General features: G+C 74.6%; 13 protein-coding genes. 5 read left to right on the top strand and 8 right to left on the bottom strand.

Features of this window, described 5'->3' with window-relative positions:
- Window positions 1-4: 4 nt before the first annotated feature.
- Window positions 5-907 (top strand): hypothetical protein, encoded by a 903-nt coding sequence (locus tag ACFYV5_RS18755; RefSeq protein WP_389169481.1) that lies wholly within the window; start codon window positions 5-7, stop codon window positions 905-907.
- A 369-nt stretch (window positions 908-1,276) separates the two neighbouring features.
- Here the strand turns inward: ACFYV5_RS18755 and ACFYV5_RS18750 are convergent, their stop codons facing one another.
- Genes ACFYV5_RS18750 through ACFYV5_RS18740 form a run of 3 tightly spaced genes read right to left on the bottom strand, consistent with a single transcriptional unit; the run spans window position 1,277 to window position 4,160 of the window.
- A complete protein-coding gene (locus ACFYV5_RS18750; RefSeq protein ID WP_389169989.1) occupies window positions 1,277-2,089 on the bottom strand; it encodes an ABC transporter ATP-binding protein in 813 nt (270 codons plus the stop codon).
- Window positions 2,090-2,097: 8 nt separating this feature from the next.
- Window positions 2,098-3,159 (bottom strand): FecCD family ABC transporter permease, encoded by a 1,062-nt coding sequence (locus ACFYV5_RS18745; protein WP_389169478.1) that lies wholly within the window; start codon window positions 3,157-3,159, stop codon window positions 2,098-2,100.
- Window positions 3,156-4,160 carry a FecCD family ABC transporter permease gene (locus ACFYV5_RS18740; RefSeq protein WP_389169475.1) on the bottom strand — a complete coding sequence of 335 codons (1,005 nt, stop codon included), beginning with the start codon at window positions 4,158-4,160 and terminating at the stop codon, window positions 3,156-3,158. The genes ACFYV5_RS18745 and ACFYV5_RS18740 overlap by 4 nt, the downstream gene beginning before the upstream one ends.
- Before the next feature lie 117 nt (window positions 4,161-4,277).
- On the opposite strand from ACFYV5_RS18740, the gene ACFYV5_RS18735 reads away from it, so the two are divergent.
- On the top strand, window positions 4,278-4,895 hold the full coding sequence (locus ACFYV5_RS18735) for an HAD family hydrolase (protein ID WP_355104627.1): 618 nt from the start codon (window positions 4,278-4,280) through the stop codon (window positions 4,893-4,895).
- On the opposite strand, the gene ACFYV5_RS18730 is transcribed toward ACFYV5_RS18735, so the two are convergent.
- Complete coding sequence (locus ACFYV5_RS18730; RefSeq protein ID WP_355104629.1) at window positions 4,886-5,164, bottom strand: hypothetical protein; 279 nt, start codon at window positions 5,162-5,164, stop codon at window positions 4,886-4,888. The two genes, ACFYV5_RS18735 and ACFYV5_RS18730, sit on opposite strands and share 10 nt — an antisense overlap.
- 197 nt (window positions 5,165-5,361) lie before the next feature.
- Between ACFYV5_RS18730 and ACFYV5_RS18725 the strand changes: the two genes are divergently transcribed.
- Complete coding sequence (locus ACFYV5_RS18725; protein ID WP_355104631.1) at window positions 5,362-5,745, top strand: cold-shock protein; 384 nt, start codon at window positions 5,362-5,364, stop codon at window positions 5,743-5,745.
- Window positions 5,746-5,754: 9 nt separating this feature from the next.
- On the opposite strand, the gene ACFYV5_RS18720 is transcribed toward ACFYV5_RS18725, so the two are convergent.
- The 4 genes from ACFYV5_RS18720 to ACFYV5_RS18705 all read right to left on the bottom strand — a co-directional run bounded on the left by ACFYV5_RS18720 (window position 5,755) and on the right by ACFYV5_RS18705 (window position 9,605).
- On the bottom strand, window positions 5,755-6,639 hold the full coding sequence (locus ACFYV5_RS18720) for a 1,4-dihydroxy-6-naphthoate synthase (protein WP_389169470.1): 885 nt from the start codon (window positions 6,637-6,639) through the stop codon (window positions 5,755-5,757).
- Window positions 6,636-7,634, bottom strand: a complete 999-nt coding sequence (locus ACFYV5_RS18715; RefSeq protein ID WP_389169468.1) for a futalosine hydrolase — start codon at window positions 7,632-7,634, stop codon at window positions 6,636-6,638. Before ACFYV5_RS18715 ends, ACFYV5_RS18720 begins: the two co-directional genes overlap by 4 nt.
- 7 nt (window positions 7,635-7,641) lie before the next feature.
- On the bottom strand, window positions 7,642-8,121 hold the full coding sequence (locus ACFYV5_RS18710) for a DUF2771 domain-containing protein (protein ID WP_355104637.1): 480 nt from the start codon (window positions 8,119-8,121) through the stop codon (window positions 7,642-7,644).
- A gap of 119 nt (window positions 8,122-8,240) precedes the next feature.
- Window positions 8,241-9,605: an MFS transporter gene (locus ACFYV5_RS18705; RefSeq protein ID WP_355104639.1), complete on the bottom strand. Its 1,365-nt coding sequence runs from the start codon at window positions 9,603-9,605 to the stop codon at window positions 8,241-8,243.
- Window positions 9,606-9,931: 326 nt separating this feature from the next.
- Between ACFYV5_RS18705 and ACFYV5_RS18700 the strand changes: the two genes are divergently transcribed.
- Window positions 9,932-10,840: a DUF3027 domain-containing protein gene (locus tag ACFYV5_RS18700; protein ID WP_389169463.1), complete on the top strand. Its 909-nt coding sequence runs from the start codon at window positions 9,932-9,934 to the stop codon at window positions 10,838-10,840.
- 477 nt (window positions 10,841-11,317) lie between these two features.
- Window positions 11,318-14,548 (top strand): sacsin N-terminal ATP-binding-like domain-containing protein, encoded by a 3,231-nt coding sequence (locus ACFYV5_RS18695; protein WP_389169460.1) that lies wholly within the window; start codon window positions 11,318-11,320, stop codon window positions 14,546-14,548.
- The last annotated feature ends 82 nt before the right edge of the window (window positions 14,549-14,630 follow it).

The following is a 14,630-nucleotide window of genomic DNA, read 5'->3' as shown; positions in this document are numbered from 1 at the left end:
CACTGTGGGGATCGAGAGCGACCAGTTGGTCTTCGACTATCTGAGCCGGGTCGGCGATCTGGCGCAGCAGCGGCAGCTGTCGTCGGGCACGCGGATGCGGCTCGTGTCGTCGCTGCGGGGCGAGATCGACCGTCGGCGCGCCACGGACGGCCGGGAGAGTCCGACGGCGGTCCGCGGCATCCTCGACGAGCTGGGCACCCCGGACGAGGTGGTGGACCGGGCGGTACCGGAGCAGCGGGGGCGGTCGCGGAGCAGGGGCGCGGTGCCGGACGTGGGGGCGGCGCCGCCGCACGTGGCGGGTACGGACGAGGTCGGGGCGGCCGACACGGACCCGGACTGGTGGCGCCTGGACGGCACGCCGGAGCCGCGGCCGGGGGACGACCTGGTGCCGGGGTTCAGGGGCGGGGTGGAGATCCCGGAACTGCTGAAGCCGCCGGTGGAGGAGGACGAGGAGGAGTGGGAGGAGGGTGAGGAGGCGGCCGAGGCGCCGCGCCGGGGGTGGCGCCGGCTGCTGCGCCGCGCCGCTGCGGCCGAACCGGTGGAACAGGCGGCACCGGTCCGACGCTTCCGCCTGGGCAGCCCCTTCCTGCTCCTGGCCGCGCTGCTCCTGATCGGCGGGGCGGCCTTCGGCTCCCTCGTACCGCTGGCCGTGGGCTGGCTCCTCGCGTACACCTCCCGCCGCCTGTCCCGCGCGGAGGCCCAGTGGGCGGTCGTGGTGCTCCCGGCCCTGGCGGCCACGGGGGGCGCGGTCTGGCTCTGGGGCCGGGTGGAGGGCCGCTGGGGGGCGCCGGTGGCGGCGGGGGGCGAGGCGATGGGGGCGGCGATCTCGGAGACCTGGCCCTGGACACTCCGCTCAGCGGCCCTGGCCTCGGCCCTCTTCCTCCTCTGGCGCGCCCGCAAACACTGACCCCCGCCAAGCCGCCCGCGCCGACGCGGCGCGTCCGCCCCGTGTCACCCACCCCCGCGGGGGCAGCTGCCCCCCACTCCACCTCCGCCCCCACCCCGTGTGGGCAATCGTCCCGCGGGGCGGGACGGGTGGGCACACGGGACGGTGCCCTTGCGGGCGCTTCCGCTCCGACCGCCCCCGGACCACGAGGGCGTTCAGCCGTGCGGGCTCTCGGAGCGCGGGGGCTCGAGGGGCAGAGGCGCCTGCAAGGGCGCCGTCCGTTGTGCCCACCCGTCCCGCCCAGCGGGACGATCGCCCACAACGGGGGTGGGGGGAAGGGCGTGGCCCCGCAGGCCCCCGGGCGGGCGCCCACGACGAGGGAGCCCCCCGTCACCCCTCCACCGCGACCCCCTCCGTCGCCCCCCACGGCGCCCCCGGGATCACCAACGGCGAACCCGTCACCGGGTCCGGGATCACCACCGCGTCCAGGCCGAAGACGTCCCGCACCAGGTCCGCCGTCACCACGTCCTTCGGGTGGCCCTCCGCCACCACGCGGCCCGACTTCATGGCCACCAGGTGGTCGGCGTACCGCGCCGCCTGGTTCAGGTCGTGCAGCACCACGACGACCGTCCGGCCCCGCGCCACGTTCAGGCGGCGTACCAGGTCCAGCACCTCCACCTGGTGCGAGATGTCCAGGTACGTCGTCGGCTCGTCGAGCAGCAGCAGGTCCGTCTCCTGCGCGAGCGCCATCGCGATCCAGACCCGCTGCCGCTGCCCGCCCGACAGCTCGTCCACCGAACGCTCGGCCAGCGCGGCCACGTCCGTGCGCTCCATCGCGTCGACGACGGCCCGCTCGTCCTCCTCCGACCACTGCTTCCACCACGCCTGGTGCGGCTGGCGCCCGCGCGACACCAGGTCCGCGACCGTGATCGCCTCCGGGGCGACCGGGGTCTGCGGCAGCAGGCCGATCTGCTGCGCGATCCGCTTGGTCGGCAGTTTCGCGAGCGACTCCCCGTCCAGCAGCACCGCGCCGCCCGCCGGCTTGAGCAGCCGGCCGAGCGCCCGCAGCGTCGTCGACTTCCCGCACGCGTTCGGGCCGACGATCACGGTCACCTTGCCGTCCGGGACGGCAAGGTCCAGGTCCCGTACGACCGTACGGTCCTCGTACGCGAGCGTCAGCTCGCGCGCGGTCAGCCGGCTCACGACTCGGCTCACGACGTTCCTCCCACGGTTCGGCTCCGGACGATGAGCCAGATCAGATACGGGGCGCCGACCGCTGCCGTCAGGACACCCACGGGCAGCTCGGTCGGCGAGAGCAGCCGCCGCCCCAGCAGGTCCGCCAGGACGACCACGAACGCGCCCATCAGGGCCGAGCTCAGCAGCGGGATCTGCGCGGTACGGGTCATCCGGCGGGCGATCTGCGGGGCGAGCAGCGCCACGAAGTCGACCGGACCGGCCACCCCGGTGGCCACGGACGCCAGCACGACACCGACGGACACCAGACCCAGCCGGACCCGCCCGAGCCGTACGCCCAGCGCCGTCGCCGTGTCGTCGTCCAGGGAGACCGTCCGCTGCGCGCGGGCGGCCCACAGGATCGCCGGCAGCAGCACGATCAGGGTCCAGAGGATCGGCGCGGCCTCGTCCCAGCCCCGTCCGTTGAGCGAGCCCGTCATCCAGATCTGGGCCTGCTGGGCGACCAGGTAGTCGCCCTTGGTCATGAACAGGGTGATGAGCGAGCGCAGGGCGATCGCGAAGCCGATGCCGATGAGCACGAACCGGGTGGCGTGCAGCCCACCGCGCCAGGCGAAGACGTACACGAGCGCCGCCGCGGCGATGCCGCCGGCGATCGACAGGTACGGCAGGACGGTGTACGAGGTGAGGCCGAAGGTCATCGCGCCGACCGTCAGGGCGCCCGCACCCTGGCTGATGCCGATGATGTCGGGGCTGGCGAGCGGGTTGCGGGCGACGGTCTGGATGAGGGCGCCCGCGATCCCGAACGCGGCGCCGACCATCAGCCCGACGGCGAGCCGCGGCATCCGCAGCTCCTCGACGACGAAGGCGGCCCGCGAGTCCTGCCCGACGAGCACCTTCAGGACCTCGGACGGTTCGACGAACCTCTCGCCGACGCACAGATACGCGACGCCGACGGCGGCCAGGACCAGGGTCAGGCCGACGGCCACCACGGCCGAGCGGCGGTGGAGCAGGAACGATCCGCCTGCGGCGCGGACGATCCCGTAGCCCACGGGGCGTACCCCGGAAGAGGTCGCCGTCATGCCGGCACCGCCTTCCGGCGGACCAGCGTCACCAGGAACGGCACGCCGATGAGGGCCGTCATCACACCCGCCGGGACCTCGCCCGGTGGGAAGAGCACCCGCCCGATCACGTCCGACACCAGCAGCATCACCGGCCCCACGAGCGCCGCCATCGGCAGCACCCAGCGGTGGTCGCTGCCCACGATCGCGCGGGCGATGTGCGGGACCGCGAGGCCCACGAACGCGATCGGACCGGCCGCCGCCACCCCCGCGCCGGTCAGCACGGTGGCCCCGACGCCGCCCACGATCCGTACCGTCGCGACCCGCTGCCCCAGCCCCTTCGCCACGTCCTCGCCCAGCGCCAGCGCGTCCAGGCCGCGCGCCACCGACACCACCAGGACCGCGCCGATCAGCAGGAAGGGCCAGATCTGGCCGACGACCTCGGCGTCCCGTCCGTCGAGCGAGCCGATCTGCCAGAACCGGAACTCGTCCAGGGCCGACGCCCTCGTCGTCAGGATTCCGGTCGTCACGGAGAGCAGCAGGGCGTTGATCGCGGCGCCGCCGAGCGCGAGCTTCACGGGGGTCGCCCCGCCGCGGCCGCTCGCGGCGATCGCGTACACCGCGACCGAGGCGAGGGCCGCACCCGCGAAGCCGAACCACACGTACCCCGTCAGCGTGTGCACCCCGGCGAAGGCGATGGCGAAGACCACCCCGACCGAGGCGCCCTGGCTGATGCCGAGGATGCCGGGGTCGGCGATCGGGTTGCGGGTGATGCCCTGGAGGGCCGTGCCGGCCAGGGCGAGCGCGGCGCCGACCATCAGCCCGATGAGGGTCCTGGGCACCCGCATCTCCCGCACGACCTGGGCGTCGTCGCTCGTCCCGCCGTGCAGCAGCGCGTCGAGGACGGTCGACGGGGCGATGGCGCGGGCGCCCACGGCGAGGCTCAGGAGGATCGCGAGGAGGAGGGCGATGACGGCGGCGACGGTGGCGAGGACGCGTCTGGAGGGGAAAGCGGCTGTCATCGGGGCCCATCAGGAGGTGCGGGTGCGTGTGCGTGCGCGTGTTCGGTAAGGCTTGGCTTGGCTCAGTGACTCGGCGGCTCAGTCTAAGCAGCGGCCCGAATCGAACACCTGGGCACAATGTCCCCCATGACTTCTCTGACCGTCGGCTTCGACCTCGACATGACGCTGATCGACTCCCGCCCGGGCATCAAGGCCACGTACGAGGCCTTCTCCGCCCAGGTCGGCGTGCGCATCGACGCCGATCTGGCCGTCTCCCGGCTCGGGCCGCCGCTGGAGCACGAGCTGGCGCACTGGTTCCCGGAGGCGGAGATCGAGCGGCGCGTGACCGAGTACCGCGCGCTCTACCCGACGTACGCGATCCTGCCGTCGCTCGCGATGGCCGGCGCCCGGGATGCGATTCAAGCCGTTCGCGAGCGGGGTGGCCGGACGATCGTCGTCACCGCGAAGAACGAGCCGCACGCCAAGCTGCACCTCGCCCACCTCGGCATCGACCCCGACGCCGTCATCGGCGGCCTGTGGGCCGAGGGCAAGGCGGAGGCGCTGCGCGAGCACGGCGCGGGCGTGTACGTGGGTGACCACATCGGGGACGTGCGCGGCGCCGCGACCGCGGGCGCCGTGTCGGTGGCCGTGGCCACCGGACCGTGCGACGCGGAGGAGCTGCGGGCGGCGGGCGCGGACGTCGTCCTGCCCGACCTGACAGAGTTCCGCCCCTGGTGGGAGGCGTATCAGGCCTGAGGGGCCGGGCTCGCGGCCGCCGCTTTCGCCTGGCGGCGCTGCGCCGCGATCGAGCGCAGCACGCCGGCGCCCGCGACCAGGAATCCGACGCCCATCAGCATGCACACCGCGTACGCGACGGGCGGGAACGGTTCGGTGCCCAGGAACAGCGGGGCGACCGTGACCAGCGTGGCCACCGCGCCGATGATGAAGACGATCGCACCGGCACGGACGAGACCGTCACCCGGCGCGGAGTCGTCCGACGGGGCGGAAGGGGTTTCACTACGCATCCGGCCAGGGTAGTTCCCAGGCCGGAGGAACAAACCGGCGACGTCTTGTCACCAGCCCGGAGCCCATTAGCCTTGGCGCCTGGGGGTCCCCCCTGATCGAGCGGAGCGAGAGCTTGGGGAGGGTCGGGCGACCCGCTGTATTGCTATCCAGAGCCGGATTCCCGGCGCATCCATCGAGTACGAGGACAAGGACAGACGTGCCTACCGGCAAGGTCAAATGGTTCAACAGTGAGAAGGGCTTCGGCTTTCTCTCCCGGGACGACGGCGGCGACGTGTTCGTCCACTCGTCGGTGCTCCCTGCCGGAGTCGACGCCCTCAAGCCGGGGCAGCGCGTGGAGTTCGGGGTGGTGGCGGGCCAGCGCGGTGATCAGGCTCTGTCCGTCACGGTCCTCGACCCGACCCCGTCCGTCGCCGCGGCGCAGCGCCGTAAGCCCGACGAACTGGCGTCCATCGTGCAGGACCTGACGACGCTCCTGGAGAACATCACGCCGAGCCTGGAGCGGGGCCGCTACCCCGACAAGGTGCACGGCGCGAAGATCGCGGGTCTGCTGCGGGCGGTGGCCGACCAGCTCGACGTCTGACCCGTCCCGCTACGGGAACGCCAGCGCGTCCGGGCCGAGGGGCGGCACGAGCCCCTCGGCCGCGGCGCGCGTGAGCAGCCCGCGGACCGCCGCGTAGCCGGACTCGCCGAGGTCGGCCGTGAACTCGTTGACGTAGAGACCGATGTGCTGATCGGCCACCTTCGGGTCCATCTCCTGCGCGTGTTCGCGTACGTACGGGCGTGAGGCGGCCGGGTCGTCCCAGGCCATCCGTACGGATGTGCGGGCCGCGTCGGCGATCCGTCGCAGGGTCTCCGCGCCCAGCGAGCGCCTGGCGATGATCGCGCCGAGCGGGATCGGCAGGCCGGTGGTGTCCTCCCAGTGGGAGCCCATGTCGGCGAGGGCGTGCAGGCCGTAGTTCTGGTAGGTGAAGCGGGCCTCGTGGATGACGAGCCCCGCGTCGACCTTTCCGTCGCGCACGGCGGGCATGATCTCGTGGAACGGCATCACGACGACGTTCCCGACGTCTCCCGGGACGACGTCCGCCGCCCACAGCCGGAAGAGCAGGTACGCGGTCGAGCGCTCGCTCGGCACCGCCACCGTCCTGCCCGTGAGTCCCCCAGGGCCTTCGGCCCGGGAGGTGCCCCCACGAGCGTCCGGCTCGCGGGTGAGGACGAGCGGGCCGCAGCCGCGGCCCAGGGCGCCGCCGCAGGGCAGCAGGGCGTACTCGTCGAGGACCCAGGGGAGCACGGCGTACGAGACCTTGAGGACGTCGTACGCGGACGTGCCGTTCTCGGCCCAGCCGTTGGTGAGGTCGATGTCGGCGAACGTCACGTCGATGCGCGGAGCGCCGGGGACGCGGCCGTGGGCCCAGGCGTCGAAGACGAAGGTGTCGTTCGGGCAGGGCGAGTACGCGATCTTGAGCTTGGGCGTCATGGGGCGGGCTCCACGAAGAGGGAGTGGCTGAGCAGCTGGAAGGTGTGCCGCAGGGCGTCCATCGCCTGGCCGATCCGCCAGGCGCCCCGGTCGCGCGGGCCGACCGCGTTGGAGACGGCCCGGATCTCGACGACGGGCACGCCGTACGCGGCGGCGGCCTCGGCGACCCCGAAGCCCTCCATCGCCTCGGCGGCGGCGCCCGGGTGACGCCGCGCCAGCTCGTCGGCGCGCTCGGCGGTGCCGGTCACGGTGGAGACGGTGAGCACGGGTGCGACGGTGTGGGGCTGCCCGCCGCGGGTGAGGACGGCGGAGATCCGGCGGGTGAGCAGGCGGTCGACGGCGTGCGTGGACCGCCCGAAGCCGAGCTCCTCGACGGTCAGATAGCCGTCGGGCGTCTGCGCCCCGAGGTCGGCGGAGACGATCGCGTCGGAGACGACGACGGAACCGAGGGGCGCGAGGGCCTGGAACCCGCCGGCGATCCCGGCGGACACGACGAGGTCATAGGGCGCGGGCGGCGGCGCCGAGCCGAGGGCAGGGTGCCCGAGGGAGGCCGCGTGCGCGAGAGCGGTGGCGGTAGCAGCCGCGGCGGCGGCGGGCCCGACCCCACCGACCAGCACATCAACGCCGCCCCCGCCGCCCGCCGCCCCACCGTGCGGGACCCCGGGCTCCTGGCGGGCACCCCGGTCGGCGCCCGGCTCGGGAGATCGGCTTGTGCCGGAGACTCCGGCGGTGTCGGTGTCGGTGTCGGTGTCGGTGTCGGTGCGGGGCGCAGGAGCCGGGCCTGCGCCGGCAGCCCGGGCGGGGGTCGGTCCGGGGGTCGGCTCCGGAGCCGGGTGTCCGTCGGGCGTCGCGGCAGTCGGTGCCGTGTGGCGGAGCAGGCGGTAGCCGCCCGGGAGCGGGTACTCGGACGAGCCCGGTCCGCCGAGCGTGAGGCCCCGGGCGACGGAGTCCGCCTCCGCCGCCACGGCCGTCACGATCAGGATCCGGAGGGCCACCGGAGGATCAGGCGTCCTTCTTCAGCTCGAAGTGCCAGATGCCGGTCAGCTTCTTGCCGTCGGTCTCCACGATGGTGACCTGCGTCTTGTTGGTGGTCTCGCCGGTCTGGCTGGAGAAGAAGGCGCTGGCCGGGATGGACCGGTACGTCTTCTTGTACGGCTCCGGCTCGGCCTGCTGGCCACCGAGGAAGATGGTCCAGCCCTTCTCGGCGATCTCGGGGTCGACGCCGAACCGGACCTTGTCGTCCGCGGAGACCGTGATGGTCTTCTCGGCCTTCTTGTTGAGGCACTGCTGGACCTGCGACTCCTTGATGGCGTCGCCGTCGTTGTAGCAGGCGGCCTCGGAGTGCACCGAGTCGGTCCCGACCGTCAGGGTCGCGAGCGGAGTCGGCTTGTCGCAGGCGGAGAGTACGAGGAGCCCGGCGGAGACGGCCCCGAGGGCGACGGCGGCCCGGCGGCGCGAGCCGGTGAAGAACGCAACGGTCATGGCCCGAAGGCTATCGGGCGTGTCGAGCTCCGCCACGCGGGGGTGCGGCGCGCCGCGTTTTCCCCCCGTTGTGGCCCTGGCCCGTCCAGGCCCGCCCGGCCCCCGCCGGCCCCGCCCCTTCAGTCCGGGTGGCGGGCGGGCAGCGGCTTGCGCGCCGCGCCCAGAAGGCCCCTGACCGCCAGCAGCGCCCCCAGGCCCAGGATGCCGGCCGCCACCGACATGCCCACCCGGCCGCTCAGCGGCAGCGAGATGCCGACCGCGCCGCCCACCACCCAGGCCATCTGCAGCAGCGTCTCCGAGCGGGCGAACGCCGACGTGCGCACCACCTCCGGCACGTCCCGCTGGATCAGCGCGTCCAGGGACAGTTTCGACAGCGCCTGCGTCAGGCCCGCCACCGCCCCCAGCACAGCCACCATCGCCCCGCTGAAGAACACCGCCGCCAGGATCGCCGCCGTACACACGCTCATGATCATCGTGGCGATGATCACTTCCGGCGCGTGGCCGCGGTCCTTCAGGAGCGAGCCGACCGCCGTGCCGCACGCGTTCCCCACCCCCGCCGCCACCGCCACCATCGCCAGCGACACCGCCGCGCTCTGTCCCGAGAGCGGATGCTCGCGCAGCAGGAACGCCAGGAAGAAGATCAGGAAGCCCGACAGCACGCGCTGCGCCGCGTTCGCCTGCAGCCCGTGCAGCACCGAGGGGCCCACCGTGCGCAGGCTCGGCTTCTCCTCGCCGTGCGTCAGCAGGTGCGCGCGTCGTTCGCCCTTCGCCGAGTCGACCTTGTGCGGCATCCGGAAGGCCCAGTACCCGCCGAGCAGGAACAGCGCACATGCCCCGTACAGCGGATACGGCGGCCCGATCTGCTGCAGCCCCACCCCGGCCGGCGCGGCGATCCCGGTGGCGAGCAGTCCCGCCAGGGTGACCCGGGAGTTCGCCTTGACCAGGGAGAAGCCGTGCGGCAGCAGGCGCGGCACGACCGCGCTGCGGACCACGCCGTACGCCTTCGACGCCACCAGCACGCCCAGCGCCGCCGGGTACAGCTCCAGGCCGCCCGTGGCGACCGCCCCCGACAGGGTGAGTGCCAGGACCGCCCGGGTCAGCATCGCCCCGGCCATCGCCGCGCGGCGGCCGTGCGGGATGCGGTCCAGGAGCGGGCCGATCACGGGGGCGAGGAGCGTGAACGGGAGCATCGTGATCGCCAGGTAGAGCGCGACCCGGCCGCGTGCCTCGTCCGTCGGTACGGAGAAGAAGACCGTGGACGCGAGGGCGACGGTGATCATGACGTCACCGGCGCCGTTCACGGCGTGCAGCTCGATCAGCTTTCCCAGGCCCGACTCGCCCGCGCCGTGCGCGTGCGTCGCCTTCCGGATGCCCTTCGCCGTGCCGGTGAACGGCAGGTGGAGGGCGCGCCCGACCGCCCGGCCCGCTCGGCTGAGCGGCCCGGCATGATCGTGGGATCGTGCGGACGACCGTGCGGCTGCCACTCCGTCATAGTGCCCCACACCCGTCCCGTACGAACCGTGGCACGGCGGACGGCCGGTCCACGATCCGGGCCACTTGGGGCGGGCAGGTGGGCGGCGGGCGGCAGAGGGGGTAGCGTGCGTAGCGCGCCACCGGCGGAAGTTCTCGGCCGCGCGCCTCTTCGGCATCCCGCAGAATGGATGACGAGAGGTGTGCCCGAGACACGCGAGACATGTCGGGTGCGGACGTCGATGCGGCCCCCTGGTCCGCTCCGCCCGCCGCCCGTAGCTTCGCTCCCGCTCCTCGGCCCGGCGCACCCGTGAGACGGCGTAGGAGAGAAGCGAGACCTGTGAGTGCTGCGACGACGCGAAGCCGTACCCCGCGTACCCCCGACCGCCTGTGCGCCGAGGCGGTAGACCTGGCGCGTGCGGCCGCCGAGGAGGCGGCCGCACCCGGGATCGTTGGGCCGCATGTGGAGGTCGTCGCCGAGGGTGATCGGGTGGTCACGCACTTCTTCGAGTGCGAGGAGCCCGGCTACCGCGGCTGGCGCTGGGCCGTGACGGTCACGCGCGCCTCGCGGGCCAAGAACGTCACCCTCGACGAGACCGTCCTGCTGCCCGGCGCCGACGCCCTCCTGGCCCCGGAGTGGGTGCCGTGGAGCGAGCGGCTGCGGCCGGGCGACATGGGGCCGGGGGACCTGCTGCCGACGGAGCAGGACGACCTGCGGCTGGAGCCGGGGTACACCGGGGAGGACGCGCCGCCGCCGAACTCCGCGGTCTCGGAGGAGATGGCGGACCACCTCGACGCCGAGGACGCCGAGATCGTGTCCCGTACGCCGTCCCGGGGCGCGATCGCCTCGGTCGCCGAGGAACTCGGGATGCGGCGCGCGCGGGTGCTCTCGCGGTACGGGCTGCACGTGGCGGCGGACCGCTGGGACGAGGCGTTCGGCGCGAAGACCCCGATGGCGCAGGCCGCGCCGGCGTCGTGCGACTCCTGCGCGTTCCTGGTGCCGCTGGCCGGGTCGCTGAAGCAGGCTTTCGGTGTGTGCGCGAACGAGTTCTCGCCGGCTGACGGGCGGGTCGTCTCGCTCTCGTACGGCTGTGGCGGGCACTCGGAGGCGGCGGTGATGCCGAAGCCGCCGAGGCCGGCGGCGCCGGTGCTGGACTCGATGGGGGCGGATGTGTTCCCGCTGCGCCCGCCGAAGGACTCGGGCTCCACGACGTTCCCGGACACCTCGGACGACCTGGGCCACTCCTAGCCCCCAGGGCCCCCGGCCCCGCTGGGGCGGTGCCCACCCTCACCCCCGACCTGGTTGTGGGCAGGCGTTCCGCAGGGCGGAACGGGTGGGCACAACCCACGACGGCGCCGCACCCGTGGGCACCGCGGGCACGGGGGCCTGGGCCCGGCAAGGGCGCCGTCCCGTGTGCCCACCCGTCCCGCCCTGCGGGACGATTGCCCACACGGGCGTGGGGGTGGGCACCCGCACCCTGCGGGGCGAACGCCCACGCGGGCGCGGGGCGGCGGAGGTGTGAGCGTGAGGGCGGTACCCGCGCAACGGGATGAATGCCCGCACCCGGGTGGGTGACGGGCGTTCGAGTGGGCAGGCGTGCAGCAGCGTCCTGGGGCGTTCCCGCCGTCCCCACCCCGCCCGCCCGGAACGGGCGACGCGAGAGGCCCGCAGGTCGCGGTACCTTCGGGCCCCGGCACAATCCCGCCCCGCAGAGTGGAGTCAGACGTGAGCGTCAGCGTCAGGACGTCGACCGACGGAGCCGACCCCTTCGGTACCGCACGGCTGCGCAGAGGCGTCCTCGATGCCTGGGGCGCCGGGCCCGCCCGGTTCCGGGAGGACGCCAACGCCGAGGAGGACCTCGCCCTCGGCGGCTACCGCGACCGCCTCGTCGTCGAGCTCGCCCAGAACGCCGCCGACGCCGCCCGCCGGGCAGGGGTGACCGGCCGCCTCCGGCTCACGCTCCACCCCGCCGGCCCCGACGCCCCCGCCGTCCTGGCCGCCGCCAACACCGGCGCGCCGCTGGACGCGACCGGCGTCGAGTCGCTCTCCACCCTTCGCGCCTCCGCCAAGCGCGGCGAGCACGACACCACCGCCGTCGGCCGCTTCGGCGTCGGCTTCGCCGCCGTCCTCGCCGTCTCCGACGAGCCCGCCGTCCTGGGCCGCCACGGCGGTGTCCGCTGGTCCCTCGCCGAGGCCCGCGAGCTGGCCGCCGACGCCGCCCGGCACAGCCCCGGCCTCGGGGACGAACTGCGCCGCCGCGACGGCCACGTGCCGCTGCTGCGCCTCCCGCTGCCCGCCGAGGGCACCGCCCCCGAGGGTTACGACACCGTCGTCGTGCTCCCGCTGCGCGACTCCGCCGCCGTCGACCTCGCCGAGCGGCTCCTCGACTCCATCGACGACGCCCTGCTCCTCACCCTCCCCGGTCTCGCCGAGATCGTGGTCGAGACCTCGGAGGGCGTACGGACGATGCGCCGCTCCGAGGAGGACGGTTACGTCCACATCGCCGACTCCACCACCGGCACCCACCGCTGGCGGACCGTCAGCCACGGTGGCGCCCTCGACCCCGTCCTTCTCAAGGGCCGGCCCGTCGAGGAGCGGCTGCGCCCGCACTGGTCGGTGACCTGGGCCGTACCGGTCGACGGCCAGGGCGCCCCGCTGTTCCCCCGTACCGCCCCCGTCGTGCACGCCCCCACCCCGACCGACGAACCGCTCGGCATGCCCGCCCTGCTGATCGCCTCGCTGCCGCTCGACACCACCCGCCGCCACCCGGCGCCCGGGCCCCTCACCGACTTCCTGGTCGAGCGGGCGGCCGACGCGTACGCCGAACTCCTCGCCGACTGGCAGCCGGTGACGGTCGCCACGATCGACCTGGTGCCCGGACCGCTCGGCAAGGGCGCCCTGGACGGGGCGCTGCGTGCGGCGATCCTGGAGCGCCTGCCCCGGGTGGCCTTCCTGGCGCCCGAGGCGCCGTCCGAGGACGTGCCCGCGCTGCGGCCCGTGGAGGCCGAGGTGGTGGAGGGCGCGGGCGCCGAGACCGTCGCCGTCCTGGCGGAGGTCTTCCCGGCCCTGCTGCCCGCGGGACTGGAGCGGCGGACCGAGCTGCGCACGCTGGGGATCGGGCGCGTGCCGCTGACGGAGGCGATCGACCGGCTGGCCGGGGTGGACCGGTCGCCGTCGTGGTGGTGGCGCCTGTACGACTCGCTGGCCGGGGTGGACCCGGACCGGCTGACGGGCCTGCCGGTCCCGCTGGCCACGTCGGGTGAGACGGCCCGGGACGCGGACCTGGACATGGACCTGGACGCGGGCCCCGGCACGCGGCTCGGCGGCACCCGCCCGGACGAGGAGGGCCGGCCGGAGCCGGGGCGCCGTATCCGGACCACCATCGGCCCCCGGCACGTCCTGCTGCCCCAGGACCGCACCCCCGCCGACCTGACCCGGCTCGGCCTGAAGGTCGCCCACCCGGACGCCGCCCACCCCCTCCTGGAGAAGCTGGGCGCCCTGCCCGCCACGCCCCGCGCCGTGCTGACCACGCCGCAGGTCAGGGCGGCGGTCGCCGGTTCCCTCGACGTGGGGGAGATCTGGGACGAGGACGCGGACACGCTGGACGCCGACGAGCTCGCCGAGACCGTCCTCGCGCTCGTCCGGGACGCGGATCTGGAGCCGGGAGAGGAGCCGTGGCTCGGCGCGCTGGCCCTCCCGGACGAGGACGGGGAGCTCGCGCCCGCCGGTGAACTGGTTCTGCCCGGCAGCGCGTTCGCCGCCGTGATGCGCCCGGACGAGCTGGCGCTCTGCGACGCCGAACTGGCCGAGCGGTGGGGCGAGCAGCCGCTCGCCGCCTGCGGGGTGCTCGCCAACTTCGCCCTGGTCCGCGCCACCGACCTCGTGCTCGACCCGGACGAACTGGAGCCCCGCGAAGGCGACTTCGCCGAGCCTGACGACGCCGGTCTGCTCGACGCGGTCGACGTGTGGTGCGAGGACGTCCTCGACCGGCTGCCGGAGGCTCCGGTGCCTCCGCTGGCGACCGAGATCGTCGCCGTACGCGACCTGGACCTGGTCGACGACGACGCCTGGCCGCAGGCGCTCGCCCTGCTCGCGCAGCCGCCGCTGCGGGACGCGCTCATCCAGCCCGTACGGGTGCTGATGCCGGACGGGACGACCGAGACCGTACGGTCGTACACCGCCTGGTGGCTGCGCGACCACCCGGTCCTCGACGGCCGCCGCCCGGCCGGTCTGCGGGCCGCCGGGACGGACCCGCTGCTCATCGGCCTGTACGACTCCGCCGACGCGACCGGCTTCGAGGACGAGCAGGTCCTGCGGGCCCTGGGCGTCCGCACCTCGGTCTCCGCGCTCCTGGACGAGCCGGGCGGCGCGGCCGAACTCCTGGCCCGCCTGGCCCACCCGGAGCGCGAGGTGACCGGCGCGCAGCTGCACGCCCTGTACACCGCGCTCGCCGACCTGGACCCCGAGCAGGTCACCCTCCCCGACGAGCTGCGCGCGGTCGTGGACGGCGAACTCGTCGTGGTCGACGCCGCCGAGGCGCTGGTCGCGGACGCCCCCGACCTGCTGCCGCTAGCCGGCGGGCTGCCGCTGCTGCCGGTCGCCCCGTCGCGGGCGGCCGATCTGGCGGAGCTGTTCCAGGTGCGGCGGCTGAGCGAGACGGTCGAGGCCGAGGTGACCACGGTCGGCGAGGAGCACGACGTGCCGCCCGCGGTCCACGCCCTCCTCGGGCCGGCGACCCCGGACTCGTACGTCGAGCATGAGGAGCTGCGCGCCGCGGGCGTCGAACTCGACTGGCGCCGCACGCCCGACGGCACGATCCACGCCGCCACCCTGGAGGGCGTCGCCGCGGGCCTGGCCTGGGCGGCGGGCCAGTGGCCCCGCCGCTTCGAGGTCGCGGCCCTGCTCGAGGACCCGTCCCGCACGGCGGAACTGGCCCGGGACCGCTGGTTCGACTGACACGCCGTGCGCGCACGGGGGCGAGGCGCTTCACCGGCGCCGCGCTTCCCCGACTGGTACGGTAAAGCCGTACGACTCGTTG

This window comes from Streptomyces sp. NPDC003035 (assembly GCF_042888285.1).
In the GTDB taxonomy this organism is placed as follows: Bacteria; Actinomycetota; Actinomycetes; order Streptomycetales; family Streptomycetaceae; genus Streptomyces.
The sequence above is the reverse complement of the archived record's forward strand: the minus strand, read 5'-3'. Positions and strand labels throughout refer to the sequence as shown.